The 24,689-nt window shown below is 74.0% G+C and carries 20 protein-coding genes; 14 read left to right on the top strand and 6 right to left on the bottom strand.

Translation table 11 applies throughout. From position 1 onward, the window contains the following. Positions 1 to 2 precede the first annotated feature (2 nt). The 6 genes from NAG42_RS17645 to NAG42_RS17620 all read left to right on the top strand — a co-directional run bounded on the left by NAG42_RS17645 (position 3) and on the right by NAG42_RS17620 (position 6,069). The gene (locus NAG42_RS17645; RefSeq protein WP_250031457.1) at positions 3 to 911 is read left to right on the top strand and encodes an ABC transporter ATP-binding protein; all 909 of its coding nucleotides are present in this window, start codon (positions 3 to 5) and stop codon (positions 909 to 911) included. Then, positions 908 to 1,708, top strand: coding sequence for an ABC transporter permease (locus NAG42_RS17640; protein WP_250031385.1), 801 nt, complete (start codon positions 908 to 910; stop codon positions 1,706 to 1,708). The genes NAG42_RS17645 and NAG42_RS17640 overlap by 4 nt, the downstream gene beginning before the upstream one ends. A gap of 117 nt (positions 1,709 to 1,825) precedes the next feature. Next, complete coding sequence (locus tag NAG42_RS17635; protein WP_250031384.1) at positions 1,826 to 2,953, top strand: hypothetical protein; 1,128 nt, start codon at positions 1,826 to 1,828, stop codon at positions 2,951 to 2,953. After that, positions 2,950 to 3,639 (top strand): response regulator transcription factor, encoded by a 690-nt coding sequence (locus NAG42_RS17630; RefSeq protein ID WP_250031456.1) that lies wholly within the window; start codon positions 2,950 to 2,952, stop codon positions 3,637 to 3,639. The genes NAG42_RS17635 and NAG42_RS17630 overlap by 4 nt, the downstream gene beginning before the upstream one ends. Beyond that, positions 3,636 to 5,066: a sensor histidine kinase gene (locus NAG42_RS17625; protein WP_250031383.1), complete on the top strand. Its 1,431-nt coding sequence runs from the start codon at positions 3,636 to 3,638 to the stop codon at positions 5,064 to 5,066. Before NAG42_RS17630 ends, NAG42_RS17625 begins: the two co-directional genes overlap by 4 nt. Before the next feature lie 187 nt (positions 5,067 to 5,253). Beyond that, positions 5,254 to 6,069, top strand: a complete 816-nt coding sequence (locus NAG42_RS17620; protein ID WP_250031382.1) for a slipin family protein — start codon at positions 5,254 to 5,256, stop codon at positions 6,067 to 6,069. Here the strand turns inward: NAG42_RS17620 and NAG42_RS17615 are convergent. After that, complete coding sequence (locus NAG42_RS17615; RefSeq protein ID WP_250031381.1) at positions 6,056 to 6,313, bottom strand: hypothetical protein; 258 nt, start codon at positions 6,311 to 6,313, stop codon at positions 6,056 to 6,058. The genes NAG42_RS17620 and NAG42_RS17615 overlap by 14 nt on opposite strands. 255 nt (positions 6,314 to 6,568) lie before the next feature. On the opposite strand from NAG42_RS17615, the gene NAG42_RS17610 reads away from it, so the two are divergent. The 4 genes from NAG42_RS17610 (at position 6,569) to NAG42_RS17595 (ending at position 11,850) form a co-directional block, all read left to right on the top strand. Continuing rightward, on the top strand, positions 6,569 to 8,689 hold the full coding sequence (locus NAG42_RS17610) for a hypothetical protein (protein ID WP_250031380.1): 2,121 nt from the start codon (positions 6,569 to 6,571) through the stop codon (positions 8,687 to 8,689). 61 nt (positions 8,690 to 8,750) lie between these two features. Then, on the top strand, positions 8,751 to 9,188 hold the full coding sequence (locus NAG42_RS17605) for a hypothetical protein (protein WP_250031379.1): 438 nt from the start codon (positions 8,751 to 8,753) through the stop codon (positions 9,186 to 9,188). Positions 9,189 to 9,583: 395 nt separating this feature from the next. Further along, the gene (locus NAG42_RS17600; protein ID WP_250031378.1) at positions 9,584 to 10,828 is read left to right on the top strand and encodes a helix-turn-helix transcriptional regulator; all 1,245 of its coding nucleotides are present in this window, start codon (positions 9,584 to 9,586) and stop codon (positions 10,826 to 10,828) included. Positions 10,829 to 10,896: 68 nt separating this feature from the next. Beyond that, positions 10,897 to 11,850, top strand: coding sequence for an alpha/beta hydrolase (locus tag NAG42_RS17595; protein ID WP_250031377.1), 954 nt, complete (start codon positions 10,897 to 10,899; stop codon positions 11,848 to 11,850). Here the strand turns inward: NAG42_RS17595 and NAG42_RS17590 are convergent. Both NAG42_RS17590 and NAG42_RS17585 read right to left on the bottom strand, forming a co-directional pair. Continuing rightward, positions 11,797 to 14,442 (bottom strand): helix-turn-helix transcriptional regulator, encoded by a 2,646-nt coding sequence (locus NAG42_RS17590; RefSeq protein WP_250031376.1) that lies wholly within the window; start codon positions 14,440 to 14,442, stop codon positions 11,797 to 11,799. The genes NAG42_RS17595 and NAG42_RS17590 overlap by 54 nt on opposite strands. A gap of 2 nt (positions 14,443 to 14,444) precedes the next feature. Then, positions 14,445 to 17,039 carry a helix-turn-helix transcriptional regulator gene (locus tag NAG42_RS17585; RefSeq protein ID WP_250031375.1) on the bottom strand — a complete coding sequence of 865 codons (2,595 nt, stop codon included), beginning with the start codon at positions 17,037 to 17,039 and terminating at the stop codon, positions 14,445 to 14,447. 170 nt (positions 17,040 to 17,209) lie between these two features. Here NAG42_RS17585 and NAG42_RS17580 point away from each other — a divergent pair, with 170 nt between their 5' ends. The 3 genes from NAG42_RS17580 to NAG42_RS17570 all read left to right on the top strand — a co-directional run bounded on the left by NAG42_RS17580 (position 17,210) and on the right by NAG42_RS17570 (position 21,570). Beyond that, a complete protein-coding gene (locus tag NAG42_RS17580) occupies positions 17,210 to 19,495 on the top strand; it encodes a helix-turn-helix domain-containing protein (RefSeq protein WP_250031374.1) in 2,286 nt (761 codons plus the stop codon). 100 nt (positions 19,496 to 19,595) lie between these two features. Continuing rightward, positions 19,596 to 20,903 (top strand): sensor histidine kinase, encoded by a 1,308-nt coding sequence (locus tag NAG42_RS17575; protein WP_250031373.1) that lies wholly within the window; start codon positions 19,596 to 19,598, stop codon positions 20,901 to 20,903. After that, entirely contained in the window at positions 20,830 to 21,570 is a 741-nt protein-coding gene (locus tag NAG42_RS17570; RefSeq protein ID WP_250031372.1) for an alpha/beta fold hydrolase, read from the top strand. Before NAG42_RS17575 ends, NAG42_RS17570 begins: the two co-directional genes overlap by 74 nt. Positions 21,571 to 21,641: 71 nt before the next feature. Here the strand turns inward: NAG42_RS17570 and NAG42_RS17565 are convergent, their stop codons facing one another. Continuing rightward, the gene (locus tag NAG42_RS17565; RefSeq protein ID WP_250031371.1) at positions 21,642 to 21,812 is read right to left on the bottom strand and encodes a hypothetical protein; all 171 of its coding nucleotides are present in this window, start codon (positions 21,810 to 21,812) and stop codon (positions 21,642 to 21,644) included. 705 nt (positions 21,813 to 22,517) lie between these two features. Here NAG42_RS17565 and NAG42_RS17560 point away from each other — a divergent pair. After that, positions 22,518 to 22,694 (top strand): DUF1059 domain-containing protein, encoded by a 177-nt coding sequence (locus NAG42_RS17560; RefSeq protein WP_250031370.1) that lies wholly within the window; start codon positions 22,518 to 22,520, stop codon positions 22,692 to 22,694. Here NAG42_RS17560 and NAG42_RS17555 read toward each other — a convergent pair. Both NAG42_RS17555 and NAG42_RS17550 read right to left on the bottom strand, forming a co-directional pair. Next, positions 22,691 to 23,341: a response regulator transcription factor gene (locus NAG42_RS17555; protein ID WP_250031369.1), complete on the bottom strand. Its 651-nt coding sequence runs from the start codon at positions 23,339 to 23,341 to the stop codon at positions 22,691 to 22,693. The two genes, NAG42_RS17560 and NAG42_RS17555, sit on opposite strands and share 4 nt — an antisense overlap. Then, entirely contained in the window at positions 23,338 to 24,684 is a 1,347-nt protein-coding gene (locus tag NAG42_RS17550; protein WP_250031368.1) for a sensor histidine kinase, read from the bottom strand. The genes NAG42_RS17555 and NAG42_RS17550 overlap by 4 nt, the downstream gene beginning before the upstream one ends. Positions 24,685 to 24,689 lie beyond the last annotated feature (5 nt).

Below are 24,689 nucleotides of genomic sequence, written 5' to 3'. Positions count from 1 at the left end.
GCATGATTGACGTACGGGGGCTGACCAAGCGGTACGGTCCCGAGACCGTGGTCGACGATCTGTCGTTCACCGTGGAGGCCGGGCAGGTGACCGGTTTCCTGGGGCCCAACGGGGCCGGCAAGTCGACGACCATGCGGATGATCATCGGGCTGGCCGCGCCGGACCGCGGGTCGGTGACGATCGGTGGGCGGCGGTATGCCGAGCTGGCGGTGCCGCTCCTGGAGGTCGGTGCGCTGCTCGACGCGGGGGCGGTGCACGGCAGCCGGACGGCCTACGACCACCTGCTGGCGCTGGCCGTGAGCAACGGGCTGCCCCGGCGGCGGGTCGGCGAGGTGCTGGCCCGGACCGGTCTCGAGGGCGTGGCGCGCAAGCGGGCGGGTGGCTTCTCGCTGGGCATGCGGCAGCGGCTGGGGATCGCGGCGACCCTGCTGGGCGATCCCCGGGTGCTGATCTTCGACGAGCCGGTGAACGGGCTCGACCCGGAGGGCATCCGGTGGGTGCGCGACCTGATGCGGTCGCTGGCCGCGGAGGGCCGGGCGGTGCTGGTCTCCAGCCACCTGATGAGTGAGATGGCGCAGACCGCGGATCACCTGATCGTCATCGGGCGCGGGCGGTTGATCGCCGACACGGCGGTGAGCGAGCTGACGCGTACGGGGGGAGAGGGAACCGTCCTGGTCCGGGTGACCGACCCCGGGGACTTCGCGCAGCGGCTCGTCGCGGCCGGGGCGATCGTGCGCGACGGGCTCGAATCGTCGCTCGTGGTGTCCGGGATGAGCGCGGCCGACATCGGCAAGCTGGCCGCCTATCACGGGGTGGCGCTGGGCGAGCTCACCCCGCAGCGGGTCTCGCTGGAGGACGCGTTCATGGAACTGACCCGCGACAGCATCGAGTATCAGGGGGTGGCGGCATGAGCACCGACGTGGTCGCCGCGCGGCCCGGCTTCGGCCACACCCTGCGCGCCGAGTGGATCAAGCTGCGCAGCCTGCGCTCGACCTGGTACACGCTGGGCTGCCTGTTCGTCGTCGCCCTCGGCATCACCATTCTGGCCTCGAACGCGGCCGGTCAGTCCTGGGCCGAGGCGACCGACGCGGAACGGCAGGCCTGGGACCCGACCGGGCGCAGCCTGACCGCGTACATCGTCGCCCAACTGATCGTCGGGGTGCTGGGCATCCTGGTGGTCACCTCGGAATACGCGACCGGTCTGATGGGGACGACGCTGACCGCCATGCCGCGGCGGACGCGGGTCCTGGCGGCCAAGGTGGTGCTGGCCACGGTCGTCGCGGTGATCGCGGGGGAGGTTCTGATGTTCGCGTCGTTCCTCATCGGGCAACCGCTGATGGACCGGCAGGGCGTGCCGGTCGCCGGGCTGGATGACCCGGGAGTGCTGTCGGCGGTGGTCGCGGGCGGGCTCTATCTGGCGGCGATCGCGCTGCTGGCGGTCGGGCTCGGGGTGCTCATGCGAGCCACCGCGGGGGCGCTGGCGACGCTGGTCGGGATCGTCTTCCTGGTGCCGGCGGTGGCCGGAATCTTCCCGTCCTGGATGCACGGGGTTTTCACCTACTGGCCGACGATCGGCGGGTCGGCGGCGCTCGGCACGGTCGCCGATCCCGATTTCCCGCACCCGTGGCTCAACCTGGGCGGCATGTGCCTGGCCATCGCCGGGGTGCTGGCGGCCGCGTTCGTGGTCTTCCGCCGTCGCGACGTCTGACCGGCGATGGCATCGATCCGGGCAGTGCGGCAATCGTGGGCTGCGTCCCGGCCCGCCGGACCGGAAGCCGCTCGCGGCCGGGGTGCCGGTGCGCGGGACGGGCTCGAAGGGGCCGTGGTGGCCGGGCTCGCGGTGCTGGCCATGGCCGGCACCGCGGCCGGCGGGCTGCTCCTGCTCGATGCCGGGCGGGCGGGGTCGATGAGTCGGCTCACCGCGGCCGTCGCGGCGATGGCGGTGGGCGCGCCGGTGCGGCTCGGTGCCGTACCGGCGGGCGGAATGCCGGTGAGCCTGCACGGCCTTGTCGACGTGATGCCGCTGGGGGTGACTGCGGTGGGCGCGGTGGTGCTGGGGGTGCTGTTGCTGCGGCGAGGGCGGGACGGTCTGCTCACGCGAGGCTTGTCGGCGACGGCCGTCTTCGCGGCGGTCATGGGGGCGGTCGCGGGGGCGGGCCGCGGAAGCCTGAACCTGCCGGCCGGTGGCGCCACGTCAGTGGTCGAGAGCGCCGGCTGCCCCTCCGGCGGTGGTCTGCCCGGGGGCGGTCTGCCGGGTGGCGGTCTGCCGGGCGGTGCCGGACGGGCGCTTGAGGCTGGATTCGCGGTGGCGGTGGGGCCGGCGGTGATCGGTGCGGTGGTCGGAGCCGTGGCTGTCGTCGGGTTGTGCCTGGTGGCCGCGCGGTTTCCCACGGTGACGGCCGGGGCGCGCGCGCTTCGATGGCCGGTGGCCGGGGCCGTGGTGACGGGGCTGGTCGCGGCGTGGGTGGTTGGTGGCCCGGTGGCCGCCGGTGCTGCCGTGATGGCGTTTCCGGTCGTGCTGCTCGGGTTGGCCGGACCGTGGGCGGTGCACGCGGACGGGATGCTCTCCTGCGTCCTCGACGGCGGGCGGTCGCTGCCGTCCGGTGTCCCGTTCGTGCTGCTCTCGGGGGCCGTCGTGGTCGGCTTGGGCATCGCTGTCGCCGCCGGGACCGGCCGGCATCGGCGCGGCGGGCCCCTGCGACGGGCTGCCGTGCAGGCGATCTGGCTCGCCGCGGCGGCCGGTCTGCTGCTGGTCGTCCTGGCCGTGCTGGCCCGGGCCTCGGTCGGCTTGAGCGCCCAGGCTTTCATCCTGTCGCTGCCGCTGCTCGACCTGCGGGTGGCCGCCGATCCGTGGCTCGCCTCGGCCGGTGGGCTCGGGGCCGGGGCGGTTTCCGGCTTCGCGGGCAGTCTGCTGGTCGACGGGTTCGTAGGCTGGCGGCCATGGAAGCGATGACCGCCCGGGCGGAACGCCTGCTCGTGGTGGATGACGAGGCCACCGTACGGGAACTGCTCGCCGCGACCCTGCGGTTCGCCGGATTCCGGGTAACCTCGGCCGCCACCGCCGCCGAGGCGATCGCCTCGGCCACCGCGGACCCACCCGATCTGGTGCTCCTCGACGTCATGCTGCCCGACCGGGACGGTTTCGACGTGGTGCGGCGGTTGCGGGAGGAGCGCCGCCCGGTGCCCGTGCTGTTCCTGACCGCGCGCGACCGGCAGGCCGACAAGGTGACCGGGCTGTCGCTGGGCGCCGACGACTACGTGACCAAGCCGTTCGACCTGGAGGAGCTGATCGCCCGGATCAACGCGATCCTGCGCCGCACCAACGGTTCCCCCTCCGGCCTGCTGACCGTGGGGCCGCTGACTCTCGACCCCGAGGGACACCAGCTGACCCGGGACGGCCGGCCCGTCCGTGTCTCGCCCACCGAGTTCCGCCTGCTGCGCCACCTGATGGAGAACGCCGGCCGGGTGGTGACCAAGGCGCAGATCCTCGAACGGGTGTGGCACTACGACTTCGGCGGTGACGCCAGCATCGTGGACACCTACATCTCCTATCTGCGGCGCAAGCTCGACACCGAGGAGCCCAAGCTGATCCAGACCGTCCACGGTGTCGGCTACGTGATGCGCGAGCCCCGGAGATGAGCCTTCGCGTACGCCTTCTGCTCATCACCGCGACCCTGTTGCTGGCCGGGCTGGGCCTGGTCGGCACGGTCGTCTCCGATCGGCTGGAGCACTACCAGGTCGACCGGCTCGACACCCAGCTGACCTCGCTCACGTCGCTGATCTCGCGCCTGCCGGTGAACGGTCCGCGTCCCACCCCCGTCGCGGGCCCCGGCCTGCTCGACCCCGCCCTCGACCTGATCGGGACCCCGTACGTGGTCTACCTGCACCCCGACGGCACGGTCGCCGAGGGCGTGGTCTCCTCCCGGCTCGACCGCGCGAGTCTGCCGACGGCGGCCGCCCTCGGCACGACTCCCACCGACCGGACAGGCGCCTTCCTGCCGGCCGCGGACGGCTCGGTTCGCTGGCGGGCCGTGGCCGAACGGACCGCCGGCTGGAACGGGACGGTCATCGCGGCGGCGCCGATGACCACGGCCGACGCCACCGTCGCCCAGCTCCGGACGACCAGCTTCGTCAGCCTCGGCGTCCTGGTCGTCCTGCTGACCGGACTGGGCTGGTTCGCCCTCGGCCGCGGACTGCGGCCGTTGCGCCGCATCGAGCACACGGCGGCCGCGATCGCCGCCGGCGACCTGAGCCGGCGGGTACCCGATCTGGCCGCGCCCGGCACCGAGATCGGTCACCTCGCCGCCTCCCTCAACACCATGCTGAGCCAGCTGGAGCGCGCGTTCGCCGACCAGGCCGCCTCGGAGGCGCGGATGCGGACGTTCGTCTCGGACGTGAGCCACGAGCTGCGGACGCCGCTGTTCGTCATCAAGGGCTCGACCGACCTGCATCGGATGGGCGCGCTGGCGGCGCCGTCCGACGTCGACGAGGCGATGCGGCGCATCGAGCGCGAGGCGACCCGGCTGACCGCCCTCACCGAGGATCTGTTGCTGCTGGCCCAGCTCGACGACGCTCCCGAGGGGCAGCTCGAGCGCGCCCCGATGGACCTGCGCACGCTCGCCACCGACGCCCGGCACGACCTGCACGCCCTGGACCCGTCGCGGCCGGTCGAGCTGACCGGGCCCGGTGGTGCCGGCCCGCCCGGCCCGGCCCCGGTCGACGCCGACGAGGCCCGGCTGCGGCAGGTGGTCGCCAACCTCGTCGGCAACGCGGTCGCCCACACCCCGTCCGGCACCGGCGTGCGGATCGGCGTCGGCACGGTGGACGGGCGGGCGGTGCTCGAGGTGGCGGACAGCGGCCCGGGCCTGACCGCCGAGCAGGCCGGCCGGATTTTCGACCGCTTCTACCGTACGGATCGGTCCCGCACCCGGGCCGGCGGCGCGAACGCCGGCCTGGGCCTCTCGATCGCGCGCTCGCTGGCCCGCGCCCACGGCGGCGACGTCGAGCTGGAGACAGCCGTGGGTGCGGGCGCCTGCTTCCGGCTGGCCCTGCCCCTGCTGCCGTAGTTAATGCGTTGTGGCCGCCGCCCGGGCTCTGTCACCCTGATCAAGGCCCCGGCGGCTTCAGAAGTACGCGCTTACGCAGTGGATGCCCTGGCGATCAAACCACGCTGATCCGCTGCCCTCCTGGCGTCCGATCCTTCACATCGGATCCGCTCCGGGGCCACCCGAACTCAGTGGCAAGAGGTGAACCATGTCCAGCACGCACGAGGTGATTGTCCAGAGTGGATTCCGCGGTTTGCGCTACAGCGACGGCCGTTTCGACGAGGTGCTCGAGCCGGGCCGTTACGAGCTGCCCCGGCGGCGTTTGTTCGCGGCGCGGGTGCCGGCCGTCGTGATCGTGCCGATCGACGTGCGCGAGCGCGAGCTGAACATCAAGGGCCAGGAGATCCTGACCGCCGACAAGGTCGCGGTGCGGGTCAACATCGTCACGCACTTCCGCGTGGTCGACCCGCGGGCCGCCGTCGAGCAGGTCGCCGACTACACCGACCGCATCTACAGCGACGTCCAGCTGGCCGCGCGGCGCTCGCTGGCGTCGATGACGCTCGAGGCCATCCTGACCAACCGCAACCAGCTCAGCGAGGACATCCTGCGCGACGTCGAGGGTGTCTCGGCCGGGTACGGCGTGCAGATCATCCGGGCCGACGTCAAGGACCTGGTCTTCCCGGGCAACCTGCAGGAGATCATGAATCGGGTCCTCACCGCCCAGCGCATGGCCGAGGCCCAGATGGTCGAGGCGCGCACGCGGGTCGAGCGCGAGACTCTCGAGGCCGATTCCCAGGCGAGCGCGAAGCGGGTGGCGGCCGAGGCCGACGCGGAGGCCAAGCGCATCCGGGCCGACGCCGAGGTCGACGCCCTGCGCCGGCTGGCCGGGGCGGCCGAGGCCTACGCCGAGCACCCGGCCCTGCTCCGCCTGCGCGAGCTCGAGACGCTGAACGCCCTCGGCTCCAACGCGGCGGCCCGGCTCTACATCGGCTTCGACAAGCACAGCGAGCTCAGCGATTCCTGAGCTGCGGCCGGGAGCCGACGTCCTCGATCTCGCCCGCGCCGTCCGCCGGCGCGAGCGGGATCGGCTGGCGGCCCTGCTGACCGACCCGCACGAGCTCCTCCTCGTCGGCGGCAGCTCCCTGCCGACCGGGATCGCGGTCACCCCGGCCGGTTCGGAGCACGACCGGCGCTTCACCCACACCTGGCAGCGCCTGGCCGCGGACCCGGCGCTGGTCGCCGCCTACAACGAGCTCAAGCTCCGCCACGTCGACGACCCGATGGAGTACGAGCGGCAGAAGTCGGCCTTCTTCGACTCGCTGCAATCCCGGTGACAACCCGGATCCGGCCCCGTCGCAGCTGGACCACCCCGTTAGCACGGGAGTGACCACTGTGTACACCGGATACCAACATGTACGACAGAACGTTGATTGCATTTGCGGGCGTCGATAACCTTCCCGCGGTTGCCGATAGGTGATCGTCGATACGGGGAGGGTTCTGTGAGTCTTGTTCGAAGATCGGCGGTGTTCAGCACCGCGGCCCTGATGGTCTCCAGCTTTCTGGTCGCTTCGCCCGCGTACGCGAACGACCTCGACTGGGAGGCCGAGGTCCGCAAGATCCCGGCCGCCAAGTACACCCGGGACGCACCCACCTACCTGCGCCAGGCCGCCGAGCGCGTCCGGCCCTACCTCGACGCCGAGGACGTCCGCGAGACGCTGCAACCGGTCCTCGACGACCTCGGCACCCGCTACTTCGACGGCGCGCGGTTCAAGACCGACAACGACGCCCAGCAGGCGATCCGGCACCTCGAGCCGCTTCTGGACGAGCTCGAGGACGAGGCCGACGACGAGAAGCCCTATCTCGACGCCCTGGTGGGCACGCTCACCGGCGTACGCCTGCTGGCCGACGCCTCGATCCAGGACGCCGAGGCGGTCGTCAACCCGTGGCGGATCATCTCGCCCGCCCCGCCCGCGCCGACCGGGCTGGCCAAGGCGCAGGACGATCTGAAGAAGGCCAAGGGTGCTCTCAAGTCGGCCGACGAGCAGCTGCGGGAGGCCGACCCGGAGGACGCCACCGAGTACAACGCCGAGGCGCGCCGGAACGGCTTCGCGGTTCTCGGCCGGTTCGGCATCACCTATGAGGGCGACCACGACGCCGACGGTGTGGTCGACGTGGTGGAGCTGCGCTTCGGCGCGAGCCCGCTGCTGGCCGACTCCGACGGCGACGGTCTCACCGACCGGACCGAGATCGAGCAGCTGGCCACCGACACCCGGCCCAACAACCCGGACTCCGACGGCGACGGGGTCGGCGACGGCGCCGAGGACGCCGACGGCGACGGACTGACCAACCTGCGCGAGCAGGAACTCGGTACCAAGCTGACCGACGCCGACACCGACGGCGACGGTCTGGCCGACGGCGCCGAGGTGGCGCAGGGCCGCGACCCGCTGGTCGCGGACAACCCGCCGCCGCCGGTCAGCGAGCCCACCCCGCCCGTGACGACCACGCCGACCGCGGTCGACACCGACGGCGACGGGCTGCCGGACAGCACCGAGCGCGACGACAGCGAGACCGACCCGGCGAACGCGGACACCGACGGCGACGGCCTGACCGACGGCGCCGAGATCAGCGAGCACCTGACCAACCCGGTCAGGGCCGACACCGACGGCGACGGGATCGCCGACGGCTACGAGGTCGCCCACACCGAGGACCAGGGTCTCGACCCGGTGCGCCCGGACGAGCGGGTCGGCAAGTGGACGTATGTGACCGACTTCGTCCTCGGTCTGATCGCCGGCGACTTCCAGCCCCGCGACTCGATGGCCTGGCTGGCCGGCTATCTCTGCTCGGGCGGGCTGAGCCTGATCCCGGTCGTCGGCTGGGTGCTGGGTGGCCTGGCCGATCTGCGCGACACGATCGCCGCGCTGATCAAGTCGGACTGGGTCGGTGCCGGGCTGAGCATCATGGGCCTGGTCCCGTATGTCGGTGACGCGGTGGCGATCCCCGGCAAGGCGGCCAAGTTCGTCCTGAAGTACGTGCACCGCCTGGACAAGGTCATCACCTTCGTCGCCAAGTACGACAAGATCGCCGACAGCGTCAAGACGCTGACCATCCGCGCGGTCATGCTCGGCGACTACGGCAAGCTGACCGCGGCCGGCATGTCGGACGCGGTGATCCTGCGGATGGCCCGCAAGTCCAGCAACAGCCTGAAGCGGCTGGCTGGCGCGCTGGCCGATGCCGTGCCGGGCGCGGCAGCGACGCCGTGGATCCGGGGCTGGCAGGCCGGTGAGGACTACTTCGCCGACGTCGTCATGGCCGGCCGTCCGGGTCTGCGGAACGCCGACGCCCGGATCCCGATGCCCGGCCGTCCGCGACCGGGTTCGGCGCGGGAGCCGGACTTCCTGGAGACCGGTCCGCCCAAGAACCTGCACGAGGTGAAGACCGGCGAGCCGGGTCACCCCGAGAGCTACCTGAAGCAGTGTGACCAGGACCGCAGCCTGCTCGACAACGGTGAGGTCGACAACGTGCTGTGGCACTTCCTGCCGCACGCGAACGGTTCGCAGGGGATCCCGCAGGATCTGCTGGACTGCCTGCGCCGCAACCGGATCCCGTTCCAGATCCACGCGTCGACCGGCGCGTTCTGGCCCTGATCCGTCATCGTCCGGGGCCCGGTGGCGACGCCGGGCCCCCTCGAGGGAGATAGTGATCGTCATGAGCTGGTTGCGAAAGTCCGGGCCCGCGTACGGCGTCGAGGGCGTCGAGCCGAGGCGGAGTGGCGGCGGTCTGGACAGCTTCCCCGGCGAGGCCCTGGCCGGCCGGCCCGCGGTGACCGAGGCTGTCGGGCGTCTGCCGCACGATCCCGTCCTCGCCGATCTGCCCGGCTATCTGTCGGTCGCCACCCGGGACGGCCAGGACTGGTCGCTGGGTTTCGAGGACGGTGTCCTCGGCATCTTCGGCCTGTCCTCGCCCGGCAGTGACACCTTCGAGCAGCAACTGGCGGCCGAGCCGTGGATCGAGTCGGTCGAGCGGGTCGAGCGCGAGGTGTTCGTGTTCACCACGACCGAGCTGCTCGCGGCCGACATCGTGCTGGCCCGGTGCGTCGACGTCTGCGGCGAGGTGTTCCGCCGGCTCCCGGGCGGTGCGCGCTGAAAATGTTGAAGCCTTAACTAGCAAAACGGGTGGAGGCGCGCCGGGCCATGACGGGATTCGGTCCGTTCCGCCGCCCTTTCCATACCGCGGTATCGAGGGCGCCGGACCTTCGGCGTCCAAGATCAAGACGTTTGACGCTGTGCGAAATGTCCGAGATAGGCGATTCTTTCCCCAGCTCCGGATGTCGGCGTGACACCTTTCGGACGAAGGACGAACGCCGGGGACCGGCGCGCTGTGCGAAGCGCGCGATCGAGACCCGGCCCGACGCCGGCATCCGGAGTCATGCCCATCCCCGATGGCTGCGGCGGACCGTCAGTCACCTTACCGATGTCCGGCCCGTGAACCGCTGGAAGGCTCGTAGCCAGCAGGAGCGCCGAACGATCGGGGATGGGCGGATGAGTGTCGTCGGACTGGTTCGCACAGTGCGGCCGCGGCCGGCTCTGCGCGGGCGCGACGCGGAACTGACCGCGGTGCGGGCCGGTCTGGCCGCGGCCCGGAGTGGACGCGGAAGCGTGGTGCTGGTCGAGGGTGGACCGGGCACGGGCAAGAGCCGCCTGTTGCGGGAAACCCTGCGCCGGGCGGAGCAGGCCGGGGTACGGGCTCTGGCCGCCGCCGCGGTGGACGGTCAGCAGGCGGTGCCGTTCGCGCCGTTGCTGTCGGCCGTTCTCGACGGCGCGTGGCCGGTGGCCGACCCGGTCGCGTTGCGCACCACCGCCGCCCGGGCCGACCTGCGCTACTGGGTCGCGTACGACCTGCGGGCGGCCCTGGCGCAGGCGGCCGTCCCGGGCCCGCTGGCAATCGTGCTCGACGACCTGCAGTGGGCCGACCCGGACACCTTGCGCACCCTCCGCACACTCACCGCGGGGCTGCGCGACTGCGGCATCCTCTGGGTGCTGGCGACCGGCGGCGCCCGGCCGCCCGTGCGGGCCGACGCGCGGTTGCGGCTCGCCCCGCTGACCCCGGGCGACGTCACCGCGGTGGTCACCGACTGGACCGGCCTCCCGCCCGGGGCCCAGCTGCTGGCTCTGGCCGGGCAGGCCGGCGGCAACCCGTTGATCCTGACCGAACTGCTGCGCGGTCTGCGCGAGGAGGGCCGCCTGCGGGCGGACGGTGTCGTCGGCTCCGAACCACCGCGGCGCCTGGTCGACTTCGTCGAGCAGCGGCTGGCCCGGCTCGGTCCCGACACCCGGCGGGCACTGCTGATGGCCGCGCTGCTGCCCTGCCGGTTCACCGCGACCCAGCTGGCCGATGTGGTGCGGTGCCGCCCGTCGGCCCTCGTCGGGCCGATCGCCGAGCTCCTGCGGGCCGGCCTCATGGTCAACGAGGGCGAGCACCTGCGCTTCCCGTGCGAGTTGCTGCGCCGGGCCGGCCGCGCGTCGGTGCCCGAGTCGCTCCGTACCGCCGTTCAGCACGAGACGGCCGTCGACGCCGGCCCGTGGGTTCCCGGCTGGGCCGGCCTCACCCCGGGCGAGCGCAAGGTGGCCCACCTCATCGCCTCCGGGGCCACCAACCGCGACGCCGCGCGCGAGCTCCACCTGTCACCGCACACGGTCGGCACGCATCTGCGCCACATCTTCGAGAAGCTCGGCATCAACTCGCGGGTGGAGCTGGCGATCTCGTTGCATCACCGGGCTGCTTGAGGCCCCGCCGTGGTCAGGCCTCATCCCGTACGCCGCGGCCGGCGCGACACCAGCCCCGGCATCCGCCCGTGACGGGTCGTCCGGTCGTCCTCGATCCGATCGTCGAGCGCCTCGTCGAGGCCTCGTCCGGTCCGCCCTTCCTGCACGAGCTCGGCCCGCGGGACGGCCGGCAGGCGCTGCTGGAGTCGCAAGGCCCGGCCGGCGAGGATCCGGCCGTCCGGGCCGAGTTCCGGGTCGCCCCGGTCGGCCCGTCGGGGCTGGTCGGGTTCTGGCTGTTCACCCCGGCCCCGGCCGAGAACCCGCCGGCCGTCGCGATCTATGCGCACGGCGGGCGCTGGATGATGGGCGACGCCCACACCCACCGGCGGCTGATCGCCGACCTGGTCGTCGCCAGTGGACTGGCGCTGGTGGTTCCGGAATACACCCGTACGCCGGAGGCCCGCTTCCCGATCGCCGTCGAGGAGATCTACGCCCTGACCGTCTGGATCACCGAGAACTCGGCCGGGCTCGGCCTGGACGCCGGCCGCCTGGCCGTGGCCGGGGACTGTGCGGGCGCGACCCTGGCCGCCTCCCTGACGCTGCTGGCCAAACGGCGTGGTGGCCCCCGGATCAGCGCCCAGCTGCTCTACTACCCGCTGCTCGACGCCCGGTGCGAGCAGCCGTCACACCGCGAGTTCGGCTCCGGCTACCTGCTCACCCACGACGCCGTGCGGTGGTATTGGGAGCAGTACAGCGCGGGTGCCGGGAACCGGGCCGACCCGGTGCTGTCCCCGATGAGCGCGTCGATCGACGACCTGACCGGGCTGCCGCCCGCTCTGATCATTTCGGCCGAGGCTGATCCGGTGCGCGACGAGGCCGAGGTCTATGCGAGCCGGTTGCGGGCGGCGGGGGTGGCGGCGTTCGCGGTCCGCTATCTGGGCGTGGTGCACGACTTCGTGTCGCTGACCGCGCTGCGCTCGGTGCCGGCCTCACAGGCGGCCATCCGTCAGGGCGCCGACTTCCTGCGGGAGGCTCTCGCTTAGCTGGTGCCGCCCGCCGATCCCCAGTTTCGGATAGACGCTGGTCAGGTGGGCGCCGACCGTGCGGACCGAGATGAACAGCTGCTCGGCGATCTCCCGGTTGCGCAGGCCCTGAGCGGCCAGCCGGGCGACCTGTTCCTCCTGCGGGGTCAGCGCCCCGAGCACCCCGCGGCCGGCCGGTCCGGACTGCTGCCCGCCGGCTCGCAGCTCGCGGGCGGCCAGCTCAGCCGCCGGTCCTGCCCCGAGCTCGGCGAAGGTCCGGGCCGCCGCGCCGAGCACGCCCCGGGCGTCGCGGGGGCGGCGGGCCCGGCGCAGCCATTCCCCGTAGTGCAACCGGGCGACCGCCCGCTCGTAGGGCCATTCCTCGCCGGCCGCGTCGACGGTCGCCAGCCGGAAGTGGTGCTCGGCCCGATCGCCGTCGGCCAGCAGGGCATCGGTCAGGTGCAGCAGCAGCCGCATCCGGGCGCTCGGCTCGTCGCCCGCGTCGGCCCGGACCCGCTCGACGATCGGGCCGATGTCGTCGCGGTGGCCACTGCGGACGGCCGCGGCGGCCAGCTCGCCGACGCAGCGCCCGGCGAGGAAGGTGTGCAGCGGACGCCCGTCCCGGTCGAACATCGAGCGGAACTGCCGGTACGCGTCGTCGTAGTCGCCCCGGGACATGGCGGCCAGTCCGGTCGCCCGGAGCAGACGGACGTGCACCGACCGGTGCTGCTGGATGTCGAGCATCGACCACGCCTGCCGGGCCAGCCGGAGGGCACGATCGGCGTCGCCGCGCAGCGCGTGGAGCTGAGCCCGCAGCGCCGCCACATTGGCCGTGAAGACAGGCAGCCCGACCCCGACGGCGGCGTCGGCCCGCTGCTCGGCCCGAGCCCACTCGCCGGTGTCGATCAGCGCGCCGATGAGCACCGGGACGGTCTCGACGCCGGACAGGGAGGAACCGGCCACGGCCCGCAGCACGTCGGCGGCGAGCCGGGACCGGTCCTCGTAGCCGGCGATCGTGCCGAGGATGCCGAGCCGGACGCGGTCGGCGGGGGACAGCACCGTGCCCGGCTGCGGGGCGGCGGTCTCGCAGAATGCCCGTCCGGGATGCGACGCCGGGTCCATGATGAGGCGCACGAAGACAGCGGTGGCCGGGTCGAGCCCGAGTTCCGATTCCGCCAGCATGCCGGCCAGCTCGAGCCGGTGCTCCTCCCGGCCCGAGATGGCGGCCAGCGCCGCGGCCAGCCCGGTCATGCTCAGCATCGTGGCCGGATCGGCCGGCGAACCGGCTCGGCGGGCCGCGGTGAGCACGGCGAAGGCCTCGTGCTGGCGCCCCGATCGGGACAGTGCGGTGGCCGCGGCGTGCGCGGCCGTCGCGATGAGGTCGGGGTCGTGGGTCAGCCGGCGCACCGCCGCATACAGCTCACCCGTCCAGTCCGGCTCGCTCAGGTTGCGCGCGTCGGCCGCCGCCCGGGCGAACCGCCGGGCCGCCGTCTCCGCCCGCGGTGACCGATCCGCCGCCCGTTCCATGGCTCGCGCCGCCTCGAAAAGGTCCTGCCGGGCCCGGAAGATCCCGGCCGCCGACTCCAGCGCCGCCGCGACGGTCTCGTCGCGGCCCGAGGTCGCGGCGGCCCGGTGCAGCGCCTGCCACTCGGGAGCGCCGGTCCGGTGCGCGGCCAGCCGTTGGTGGGCCGCCTGCCGGGCTGACACCGGCTCCGGCCGGTAGGCCGCCTCGGCGGCGAGCGGATGGGTGAACGCGGCGGTGTCACCGGTCAGGCGGACGAGCCCGGCCCGCTCGGCCGGACGCCACAGATCGGGGTCGTCCAGGCCGGCGGCGGCCAGGACCATCCGGGCCCCGGCCGGCGGCGTCGCGGCCGCCAGGTGCAGCAGCAGTCGCCGGACCGGCTCGGGCAGACCGCGGATGGTGGCCGCGAAGCCCGACTGGAGCCGTCCCTCGCCCGCGCTCAGCTCGACGATGGCGGCCGGATTGCCGGCCGCGCGGCGCAGGATCTCGGCCCGCGCCCGCGGCGCCGGTGCGGGTTCCTGCGCGTCCAGCAGCCGGACCGCGTACGCCGGGGAGAGCGGTGCCACCTCCAGGCGTGGTAGTCCGGCGAGTGCGGCCGGGATCGGCCCGTGCCCGGCGAGCACGCGGGCCGAGACGTCATCGCGCAGCTCGGCCAGCAGGGTGGCGGCGTCCGCGCCGAGATGCTGGATGTCGTCGGCGACAAGCAGGACCGGCATCCGGCGGTTGGCGGCGGCCACCGCCGCCCGCGCGACCGGCCGCAGGGCTGCCAGTCCGGCCACGTCCGGGGTCGCGTCGAGTCCGGACAGGATGGTCCGGTCGTCGAGCTCGCGCCGGAAAGCCAGCAGGAGATGCCGGATCAGCGCCGGTTCGTCGCCCACCGCCGGCACCAGCACGACGCGGTAGCGACCGCTGTCGCGCGCGTGCTGGGCCGCGGTGGCCAGCAACCGGGACTTGCCGGCCCCGCGATCGCCGGTGAGCACCAGGGTCCGGTCACCGGGATGGGCCGGGGCCAGCAGCCCGGTGATCCGGGCGAGCTCGTCCGGACGGCCGATCAGGCCGGTGGCCGGGGTGAGCAGCGTGCTGTCCGGCATGGTCAGTCTCCCGTTCCGGCCGGCTCGGCCAGGTCGGCCAGCAGTTCCCGGAGCCGGTGCCGGTTCTGCACGCCGAGCACCGGGAACACGTGATAGAGATGCGACCCGACGGTCCGGGGCGACAGGTTCAACCGCCGCCCGATCTCCCGGTTCGTCAAGCCGGCGGCGGCGAGCCGGACGATCTGCCGCTTCTGCGCGGTGAGTCCGGCGAAGGCCGCGGCCGCTGCCCGCCGGTCCGTGCTGTCCGTGCTGCCGGGCAGGAACCGGCGGGCATAGTCGGCGTGCGCCCGGGCTCCCAGCCGCAAGTAGGTCTCCAGGGCGGCCTGCAGGTGCGGCCGGGACTCGCGCAGCCGGTGCTGCCGGCGCAGCCAGAGGGCGTAGCTGAACCGGGCTTCGGCGAACTCGAGCGGCCACTGCTGAGCCCGGTCCGGGTCGGCGGTCGCCCGCTCGAAGTGCGTTTCGGCGTCGTCGGTGTCCTCGAGCAGGGCAGCTGCGTGGTTGAGCAGCACCACCATCCGTGCGGTGGGTGCCCGATCCGCCCGGCGGCAGCCCGCCACGATCTCGCGCGCCTCCGCCGTACGCCCGGACAACGTGGCCGTCAGCGCGAGCTGAGGCAGCGAGCGCGGGCCGAGGAAGAAGTGGACCGGCTCGCCGGCCTCGTCGAACAGGGCCCGGAAATGCGCGTACGCGGTGTCGTGGTCGCCCGCGGCCAGCCGGCTCAGGCCGAGCGCCCGATGCCGCAGGCCGGCGGCGAAGGTGTTGCCCTCCGGAGCGTCCGGCAGTGCCGGGCCGGCCGGGTCCTCACTGGTCCAGGCGTGCAGGGTCGCGCGCAGGGCGGGCAGGACGATCCGCAGCAACGGGATCCCGCCGACCGCGGCCAGGTGCTCCGCCTCGTCGATCAGCCTCGCCGCCTCGGTCCAGCGTCCGCTGTCCAACATGGCCAGGATCAGCAGGGGCAGCCGGGCCACCAGCGAGCCGGGGGCGCCGGAGTGACGCTGGGCCTGCCAGACGGCGGCCAGTTCGGCCGTCGTGCGGGCCGAGTCGTCCTGGAGCCAGGCCGTCGTGCCGGTGAAGAGCATCCGGGCCACCTCGGCCAGACCGGTCATGGCCGGGCCGGGCTCGCCCGCGTCGGCGACCGGTGCCGCCGGCTCGGCCACCGCCAGCACCGAGGCCCGCGCGTGCGGGGCCACCGACCGCGGCACCAGGCCCGAGCCGAGACCGCCGGGCGAGTCCGCCCGGGTGAGGTCGAGCAGCTCGGGCAGACGGGCGCGGTGGTCGGCCCGGCCGGACATCAGCGCGGCGGTGGCCGCGACGGCCACCACGGTCAGGGTGATCTGGCCGTCGCGGGGCCACCGCCGGGCGGCCGCCTCGCTCAGCTCGAAGGCCTCCACCGGCCGGGCCAGCTGGACGAGGGCCAGCCCGGCGCCCGCCGCGGCCACGCCCAGGACATCGGGATCGTAGACCTGCGCGGGCATCCCTCGATAAAGCGTGAGGGCCCACGCCGGTTCGCCGGTGCGGTAGGCGGCGAACACCGCCCGGGCGTAGCGTCTTGCCGCGTCGGTCGCGGCCGGGCTGTGCCTGGCCGCCTCCTGCAGACCGCGGGCCGCGGCCAGGTAATCGGCGCGCCCCTCGGCCAGGTCGGCCGCATCCTCGAGCGCCTGGGCCACCGTCTCGTCGGGCCGGCCGATCGCCGCCGCCTGATACCTCGCCCGGCAGGACGGGTCGTCGCTGTGGGCCGCGAGATTCGCGTACGTCTGCCGCAGCTCCGCCGGGCCGGCCAGCGCGGCCCGGCAGGCGCCGGTCAGCGGATGGGAGAAGTAGATCCGCCCGTCGGTGACGGTGACCAGGCCGGCCCGCTCGGCCGGCGCCCAGCCGGCCAGGTCGGGCGAGCCGCCGCCGGCCCGGGTGACCGTGCCGGCCGGTTCGGCCTCGTCGGCCAGGGCCGCGTGCAACAGCAGCCGCCGGGTCTCGGCCGGCAGGTCGTCGAACAGGCGCCGGAACTCGTCCGGTAGCGCGGTGTGCGGATTCCCGTGCCGCAGCAGCGCGAGCGGATTGCCCGCCTGCCGGTAGAGGAAGTGCCGGCGGATCCGGTCGCCGTGACCGTCCGTCCGGGTGTCGAGCAGCCGGGCCGCGGCGTCGTCGGCCAGCGGCCGCACCCGGTATCGGATCGCCGGCGGGCCGATCCAGGGCAGCGACTCGCCGGCTCGCGCGGCCAGCAGAAGCGCGACCCGTTCGTCCGTGCAGTGCCGCAGCGCCTCGACGAGCAGCTCCAGCGGCTCGCGGTCGGCGCGGTCGGCCTCGTCGAGCAGAAAGAGCACCGGCGCGTCGGCGGACGCTCGCTCGAGAGCCGGCACCAGGGCGGTCAGCGTGCGCGGCCGGTCGGCGGGAGTGCCGAGCAGGTCGGACCGGACCTGGAAGCCGCGCTCCCGGCCCAGCACCGCGGCCGCGCCGAGCAGGGCGGTCTTGCCGATGCCGGGCGGACCGAGCAGGACCATGACCATCGGCCGGACGGCCGCCGCGTCGAGGAAAGCCGCGAGGTCGGCCAGCTCGCGGTCGCGGCCGATCAGCGTTGTGGGGTCCCGCTCCACCGGCGTCATCCGGACCTCCCTCGCTGCTTCGGTGCGAACGCGCACCCCGGAGGTGCGCTTCCGAACGCCATTCGACCACCGGGGTGAGGGCTGGACCACGAAGTACGCAGGCAGTTTGGGTTCCGTGAGAGGCTCGGACGACACATCGGCCCTGGTGGCGGGGCGGAGGAGGGACGACGATGACGGAGGTCACCCCCTTCGGTGTGCTCCTGCGCGGTTTGCGCACGGTGGCCGACCTGACCCGTGCTCAACTCGCCGCGGCGACCGGGGTCAGCGTCCGGGCCATCAGCGACCTGGAACGAGGAATCAGCCGGGGTCCCCGGGTGCGGACGGTGGAGGCGCTGGCCGACGGTCTGGCCGCCACCGACGACGACCGGGCGGCCCTGCTGGCCGCGGCCCGCGACGGCGGCGAGGTGGCCCCGGCGGGCGGGTTGCCGCTGCCCCGGCAGGTCGTCGACTTCACCGGCCGCGGCGAGGAGCTCACCCGGGTGGCCGAGTGGCTGGCGGCCGGTCCACCGGCGCCCGTCGTGGTGGTCAGCGGGCCGGCCGGGGTCGGCAAGACCTCGTTCGCGGTCCGGGTGGCCCAGCGGTGGCCGGTCGAGGACCGGCTCTTCGTGGACCTCCGCGGCCTCGACGCGCGCCCGATGGCCCCGGCCGCCGTGCTGGCCCGGCTGATCCGGGCGCTGGGTCCGGACGTCCGCGTGGTGCCCCGCGACCTGGACCAGGCGGTCGCCCTGTGGCATGGCCTGCTCGCCGGGCGGCGCGGGCTGATCGTGCTCGACAACGCGATCAGCCATGATCAGGTGCTGCCGGTGCTCCCACCGCATGGGCCCACCGCGGTGCTGGTGACCAGCCGGCGCCGGTTGGGCGGCCTGGGCCACGTCCGCCGGCTGCACCTCAAGCCGCTGCCCGCGGACGACTCGGTGGCGCTGCTGCGCGGCATCGTCGACCGGGCCGGCGCCTCCCCGGACGCCCTGCGCCACATCGCCGAGCTGTGCGTGCACATCCCGCTGGCCCTGCGGATCGCCGGCAACCGCCTGGCCAGCCGGCCCGCCTGGTCACCGGACGACCTGATCGCCCGGCTGGCCGGGCAGGAGCGGCGCCTGGACAATCTGGCCGCGGGCGATCTGCAGGTCGAGGCGGCTTTCAGCCTCTCCTACCAGCAGCTTTCGGCACCGGCCCAGCGGGTGTTCCGGCGGCTCGCCCTGGTGCCGGGCCCCTCGACCGGGGCCGAACTGGCGAGCGTGCTGGCCGGCGAGCCGCTGCGGCCGACCGAGGAGGCGCTCGGCGACCTGGTCGACCTGGGACTGCTGCAGCAGCGGGCGGACGGGCGCCTGGAGTTCCATGACCTGCTGCGGCTCTATGCCGGTGCGGAGCTCGAGCGTACGGAAACCGCGGCTGAGCGGGCCGCGACGGCCCGCCGCCGCGACAGCTGGCTGCTGGACACGGCCATCGTGGCCGGCCGCTTCTTCGAGCCGGAGCACAGCTCCGAGCCGGGTGTCACCACGGTGGTGGCGCTGACCGACGCCGCGCAGGCCGGCGCCTGGCTCCGCCGGGAGGCCGAGAACTGGCTGCCGGCCCTGCGCGCGGCGGCCGCGGCCGGCGACGACCAGCGGGTGATCGACGTCGCCGAATCGTTGCACTGGTTCTCCGACACCTGGGACAGCGGGACGGTCTGGGAGGAGGTGTTCACCCTCTCGGCCGGCTCCGCCGAGCGCCTCGGCGACGACCGGCTCCAGGCCATCCATCAGGGATATCTCACCTGGGTGCACACCTTGCTGCTCCAGCAGCCGGAGACCGCACTCGCCCACGCCCGCCGCGCGCTGGAGGCCGCCGTCCGGTCCGGCGATCAGCGGCAGCAGGCGTGGGCCGGCTATTACATGAGCTGGGTGCTCTACCAGCTGCGGGAGTGGGACGAGTCGATCGGGTATGCCCGGACGGCGGTCGCCGAGTTCCGGGCCGCCGGCGATCGCGAGGGGCTGCCCAACGGTCTGCTCCAGTGGGCCCGGGCCACCCAGAGCGCGGGCCGGGACGAGGACACCATCCCCATCCTGCGCGAGGTCATCGAGGCGGTGACCGATCCCGGGACCGCTCCGCTGCGGCACATCGCGCTCAGTGCCGAGCTGACGGCCCGCGACCTGCTGGCCGATGTCGAGATCAGCGCCGGTCGCTGGCCGGCCGCCCGGCTGGAGCTCCTGGAGGCGCTCGCCGTGCTCGACCGGACCGGGATGCCGCCGATCCGCCGGCTGATCACGCTGTCACGGCTGGCCCTCGTGCACGCCGAGATCGGTGACCTCGCCGCGGCCCGCGCCGACCTGATCCTCGTCCGCCGGATCCAGGTGGAGGGGACCTGGCCGGCCGGACAGCTCGCTGCGGTGGACGAGCGGGTGGCCCGGGCCGAAAGCATCCTGGCCGCCGACGAGGCCGGTAACGCGGGCCGGCCGCCTGGCCCGGGTGGCGCCTGACCGCCGAGACGGGCCTCGGCCGATGGTGGGGTTACCTCCACCCTCGGTGCTCGGGTCTGCGGGATCGATCCGGCGCGGTCACCGGCGAAACATAGGCGGCATGGTGACCACCTTGCTTCAGGGACTGTGGACGGTGGTGGCCGGCCGGGATCGCGGACCCGCCGGGCGCCGGCTGCTCACCGCACTGTCGATCGCGGCCGGCGTGGGAGCGGCGATGCTGGCGTACGACGCCGTCGGTGAGCTGGAGCCGGCGGTCCGTCCGGCGCTGGCCGCGGCGGTGGCGATGCCGTTCCTGCTGCTGCCCCGCCGGCCCTTGATGGCCTGGCGGATCGCAATGGTCGGCACCCTGGTGAACCTGCCGGCGGGAGTCGCGCCGGACGGGCTGTCGTGGCCGTGGCATCCGCTGCAGGTGGTGATCCTGCCCGCCCTGGTGCTGCTGGTCGCCGTGGTCCACCGGGTGGCGACGGTGTTCTGGGTCGTGCTGCTCACCACCGCGACGACAGCCGGGCATCTGGCACCGTCGCGGACGCCCGTGGTGGTGGGCGCGATCGTCGTGCTGGCGGTGGTCGGCGACCAGGTGCGGCGGCGGGTCGAGGCGCAGCGCGGCCTGGTCGCCGAGCGGAAGCTGACCGAGGCCGAGCAGGAGCGCAGTGCCGTCCTGGAGGAGCGCGCCCGCATCGCCCGCGAGATGCACGACGTGGTGGCGCACCACATGTCGATGATCGCGGTGCGGGCGGAGACGGCGCCCTACCGGCTGAGCGACGACCGCGACACGTGGCAGTGCGAGTTCGGCGAGATCGCCGGTGCCTCACGGGCGGCCCTGCAGGACATGCGCCGGCTGCTCGGGGTCCTGCGCAGCGACGCGGTCGACGTGGTCGCCGCGCCGGCACCGGGCCTGGCCGACATCGCCGGCATGGTCGGGGCGGCGAGAGAGTCCGGGCTCGACGTCGTCCTGGAGCCCGTCGCGGCGGCCCATGTGCCGCCGCTCGTGAGCCAGGCCGCCTACCGCATCGTCCAGGAAGGCCTGTCCAACGCGACCCGGCACGCGGCCGGCGCGAGTGTGCGGGTCGCCGTGACCATCGTCGGCGACAGCCTGCGGATCCGCGTGCACAACGCGGCCGCCGGGCGCTCCGCCGCCGCCCGGCCCGGCGGCGGCCACGGCCTGCGCGGGATGCGCGAGCGGGTCGGTGCTCTGGGCGGCGATCTGACCGCGGGCCCGGCGAGCGACGGAGGCTATGAGGTCCGGGCCGCGCTGCCGCTCCGAGATCGGCAGGGGGATGACGGTCACATGGCATCCGAGTCTTCTTCAAGCGGAGTTCTGGTAAACACCAGGGATGGCATTCGCGTGGTCGACGGTGGGCACTGTCGTGGTCAACGGTGTCCGGCTCGGCTACCGGGAGTGCGGTGACCCGGCCGGTCAGCCCGCGGTGCTGTTGCACGGCACCGGCAGCAGTGCGGACACCTGGGACCGGTTCGCGCCGCGGCTGGCCGCGGCCGGGCATCGGGTCGTCGCCATCGACCTGCGCGGGCACGCCGGCAGCGGGCGGACGGGCGACTACCGGCTCGAGAGCCTGCGCGACGACGTGCTGGGGCTGCTCGAGACGCTGGCGCTGCGCGACGCCGTCCTGATCGGGCACTCGGTCGGTGCGTACGCCGCCCTGGCCGCGACCCTGCACTCGCCGCACCTGATCTCCCGCCTGGTCCTGGAGGACCTCGCGGCCCCGCCGCGCCGCCTGCACGGCGGCCTGCTCCGGCTCGCGGCCATGGCCGCCACCGTCCTGACGACCCGCCCCGATCACCCGCTCGGTGTCATGGGCGCCATCGTCACGCAGCTCGTGCGACCCGACCCGCAGTGGTGGGCGCGGCTGGCCGGGGTGCGGCAGCCGGTGCTGGTCCTCTCCGGCGGCCCGGCCAGCTGGATCCCGCCCCGCCGCCTGGCCGACGTGACGGCCACGCTCCCCGACGCCCGGCTGGCCACCATCCCGGTCGGTCACCGCGTCCACAGCCTCGCCCCCGACGCGTTCCAGGCCGAGGTGATGGCCTTCTTGGGCGCTCTGGAGCCGTCCCCCGTCTAGGCAGTCGTGGTCGTCGTCGCGTCAGTGGTGTTGCCGCCGCCGGGCAGTCCCGGGGATGGCAGATGACCTCGTCACCGCGCCACGATCACGCCGCGCCGCCGGATCCGGGCCCGGCCCGGAGTCTCGACGACCTCGACGAGCTGCTGCGCGCCCCTGAAAGGCTGGGCCGGCAACCCCTCGTACGAGACGATCACCGAACGGGTGAACGCGGACCGGACCGGCGAGCCGGCCAAGCGAGGCACGGTCGTCGACTGCTTCAAGCCGGGCCGGCGGTGGGTCAACAACGAGCTGTTCATCGCGGTGGTGCGCGCCCTGCGACCCGACCGCGGCTACGTCGCCCAGTGGGCGACAGGCGTTGCGAGTGGTCACCGGCGAGGCGCGGGCCGCGGCCCCGGTGCGGGCCCAGGACGCGCTGCCCGCCGACCGGCCCGGATGCGGCGCAACCGCCGGCCGACCCCTCCGCGGTGCTCGACAGATTCCTGCAACTGCTCGGGGTCGCGGCGCGGCAGATCCCGTACGACCTGACGGCCCGGGTCGCCGCACTCGGCATCACGAGCGGGCGCTGGCGCTCTTCCAGGGGCTCGGCAACGAGTCGGGGGAGGCGTGGGCGCTCCACGGACCGGGCGCCGCCCACACCCGGCTCGGCCAGCGAGCTTCACGAGTAGGCGCTCGCCCTGTTCCGGCGGGCCGGCGACCGCGACGGCGAGACGTGGGCCCGGAACGGACTGGGGGAGGCGGGCCGGGCGGCGGGTCGCGCGTCCGAGGCCGTGGACCACCACCGGGCCGCGCTGTCCCTCGCCCTCGAGATCGGGGCCCGCGACCAGCAGGCGCGGGCGCAACAGCGGTCTGGGTGATCATGAACGGGCCCGGGTCCTCCATGCCCAGCTGGGCGTTCCGTGAGGAGCGGCTCAACGTTTAGCCGTCGTCCATCGGGTACCAGGTTGGTCATGACAGTGACCATCCGATGCGCCGACTTCAACAACGACTGCCCCGCCGAGTTCACCACACCGCGCGAGGACGAGCTGCTGCAGCACGTCGAGCTGCACACCAAGGCCGTGCACCAGCCGATGGAGTGGACTCCCGAGCTGGCCGAGGTCGTCAAGACCCACGTCAAGCAGGCCTAACCGCTCAGGTACCGCAGCACGGCCAGGACCCGGCGGTTGTCGGCGTCGTCCGGGGGCAGGCCCAGCTTGTCGAAGATGCCGGCCACGTGTTTCTCGACGGTTCCGCCGGTGACCACGAGGGCGTCGGCGATGCCGGCGTTCGACCGGCCCTCGGCCATCAGCGTGAGCACGTCGCGCTCGCGGGTGGTGAGCGCGGTCAGCCCGCCGGCCCGGCGGCCGGCCCGCAGCAGTTGACCGACCACCTCGGGGTCGAGTGCCGTGCCGCCCGCGGCGACCCGCTCCAGCGCGCCGGCGAACTCGGCCACGTCGGCCACCCGCTCCTTGAGCAGGTAGCCGGCGCCGGACGCGTTGCCTTCCAGCAGCCGGGCCGTGTATTTGGTCTCGATGTACTGCGACAGCACCAGCACCCCCGTGCCGGGATGCCGGCGGCGGATCTCGAGCGCGGCCCGCAAACCCTCGTCGGTGTGGGTCGGCGGCATCCGGATGTCGGTCACCACCACGTCGGGCTGATGCTCGGCCACCGCGGCCATCAGCTCGGCACCGTCACCCACGGCCGCGCACACCTGGTGGCCGTGGTCCTCGATCAGCCGGGTGAGGCCGGCCCGGAACAGGGCCGCGTCCTCGGCGATCACCACCCGCGCCTTCATGCGCGCAGCGGAAGTTCGACGGTGACCGCGGTGGGACCGCCGGGCGGGCTGTCGATCCGGAGCGCGCCGTCGACCACGGCGACCCGCTGCGTGAGCCCCGCCAGGCCGGTGCCCCGGGCTGGATCGGCCCCGCCGGTGCCGTCGTCGGTCACGCTGACCAGCAGCACGTCCCGGTGCTCGGCCGCCCGGACGACGATCCGATCGGCGAAGCTGTGCTTGGCCGCGTTGGCCAGCAGCTCGGCCGCGCAGAAATACGCGATGGTCTCGATCGCCGGGGTGGGCCGGACCGGGAGGTCGGCCGCCAGCTCGACCGGGATGGCACTGTCGGCGGCCAGCGAGGCGAGGGCGTCGGCCAGCCCGTTGTCGAGGACCGGCGGGTGGATGCCCCGGACCAGTCCGCGCAGGTCGCCGAGCGCGTCCTTGGCGCCCCGCAGCGCGAGGTCGACCAGCTCGCGGGCGGCCGTGGCGTCGGCCACCTCGCCGCTGTCGCCCAGTTTGGTCCGGGCCAGGCCGAGGTGCATGGCCACCGTGGCCAGCCGGATCTGCGCGCCGTCGTGCAGGTCGCGCTCCAGCCGCCGCAGCAGCGCGGCCGAGTCGTCCACGGCCAGCGCCCGGCTCAGCTCCAGGTCGTGGACCCGCTGGGCCAGCCGCCCGGGTCCGAGCAGGCTCCGGATCAGCCAGGCGTCGGCCGACGTGACCGCCCGGGTCACCCACGGCGCGGCCAGCAGCATGGCCGCTCCCGCGGCGACGGCGGCGAACGTGCCGGGCAGGGTCGCGACCCGGAACGTGCCCTCGCCGAACAACCCGAACGGCGTGTAGACCGGCATCGGGCTCAGCCGGACTCCCGGCGGGTGGTTGCGGAAGGCTCCCCACAGCAGCGGGTAACTCAGGTTGACCAGCCCGCCGGCCCAGAAGTACGCCGCGTACAGCCCGAACAGCCCGATCGGCAGCTTGGCCAGCAGGTAGGCCACGACCCGCCAGCCGGCCGGGTCGCGCGGATCAAGGCGGCGCCGCATGGGCAGCGGCGCCGCGACCCGGACCCCGAGCAGCCGGCTCGCCAGCCCGCGCTGCCACGAGCCGACCTTGCGGGCCGCCCCGGTCGACACCAGCACCACCAGCAGCAGACCCACGCCGGCGGTGCCGATGGCGATGTCGGCCGGGGACGGGTTGCGCCGCCCGGACCCGCCGGCCAGCCAGACCAGGTCGGTCGCGAGGACCAGGAGCACCAGTGGGCTGAGCACCGCTAACGGCAGACCGGCCAGGCAATGGGCCAACTCGCGACCCCGGCGCCGGGTGAAGGGGGACACGACCGCCCACGGGGAAGTGGTCAGCGGAGGGGCCATGCCGC

Source organism: Paractinoplanes maris, assembly GCF_023544465.1.
Lineage (GTDB): Bacteria > Actinomycetota > Actinomycetes > Mycobacteriales > Micromonosporaceae > Actinoplanes > Actinoplanes maris.
This window is presented reverse-complemented; position numbering and strand designations above follow the sequence as displayed.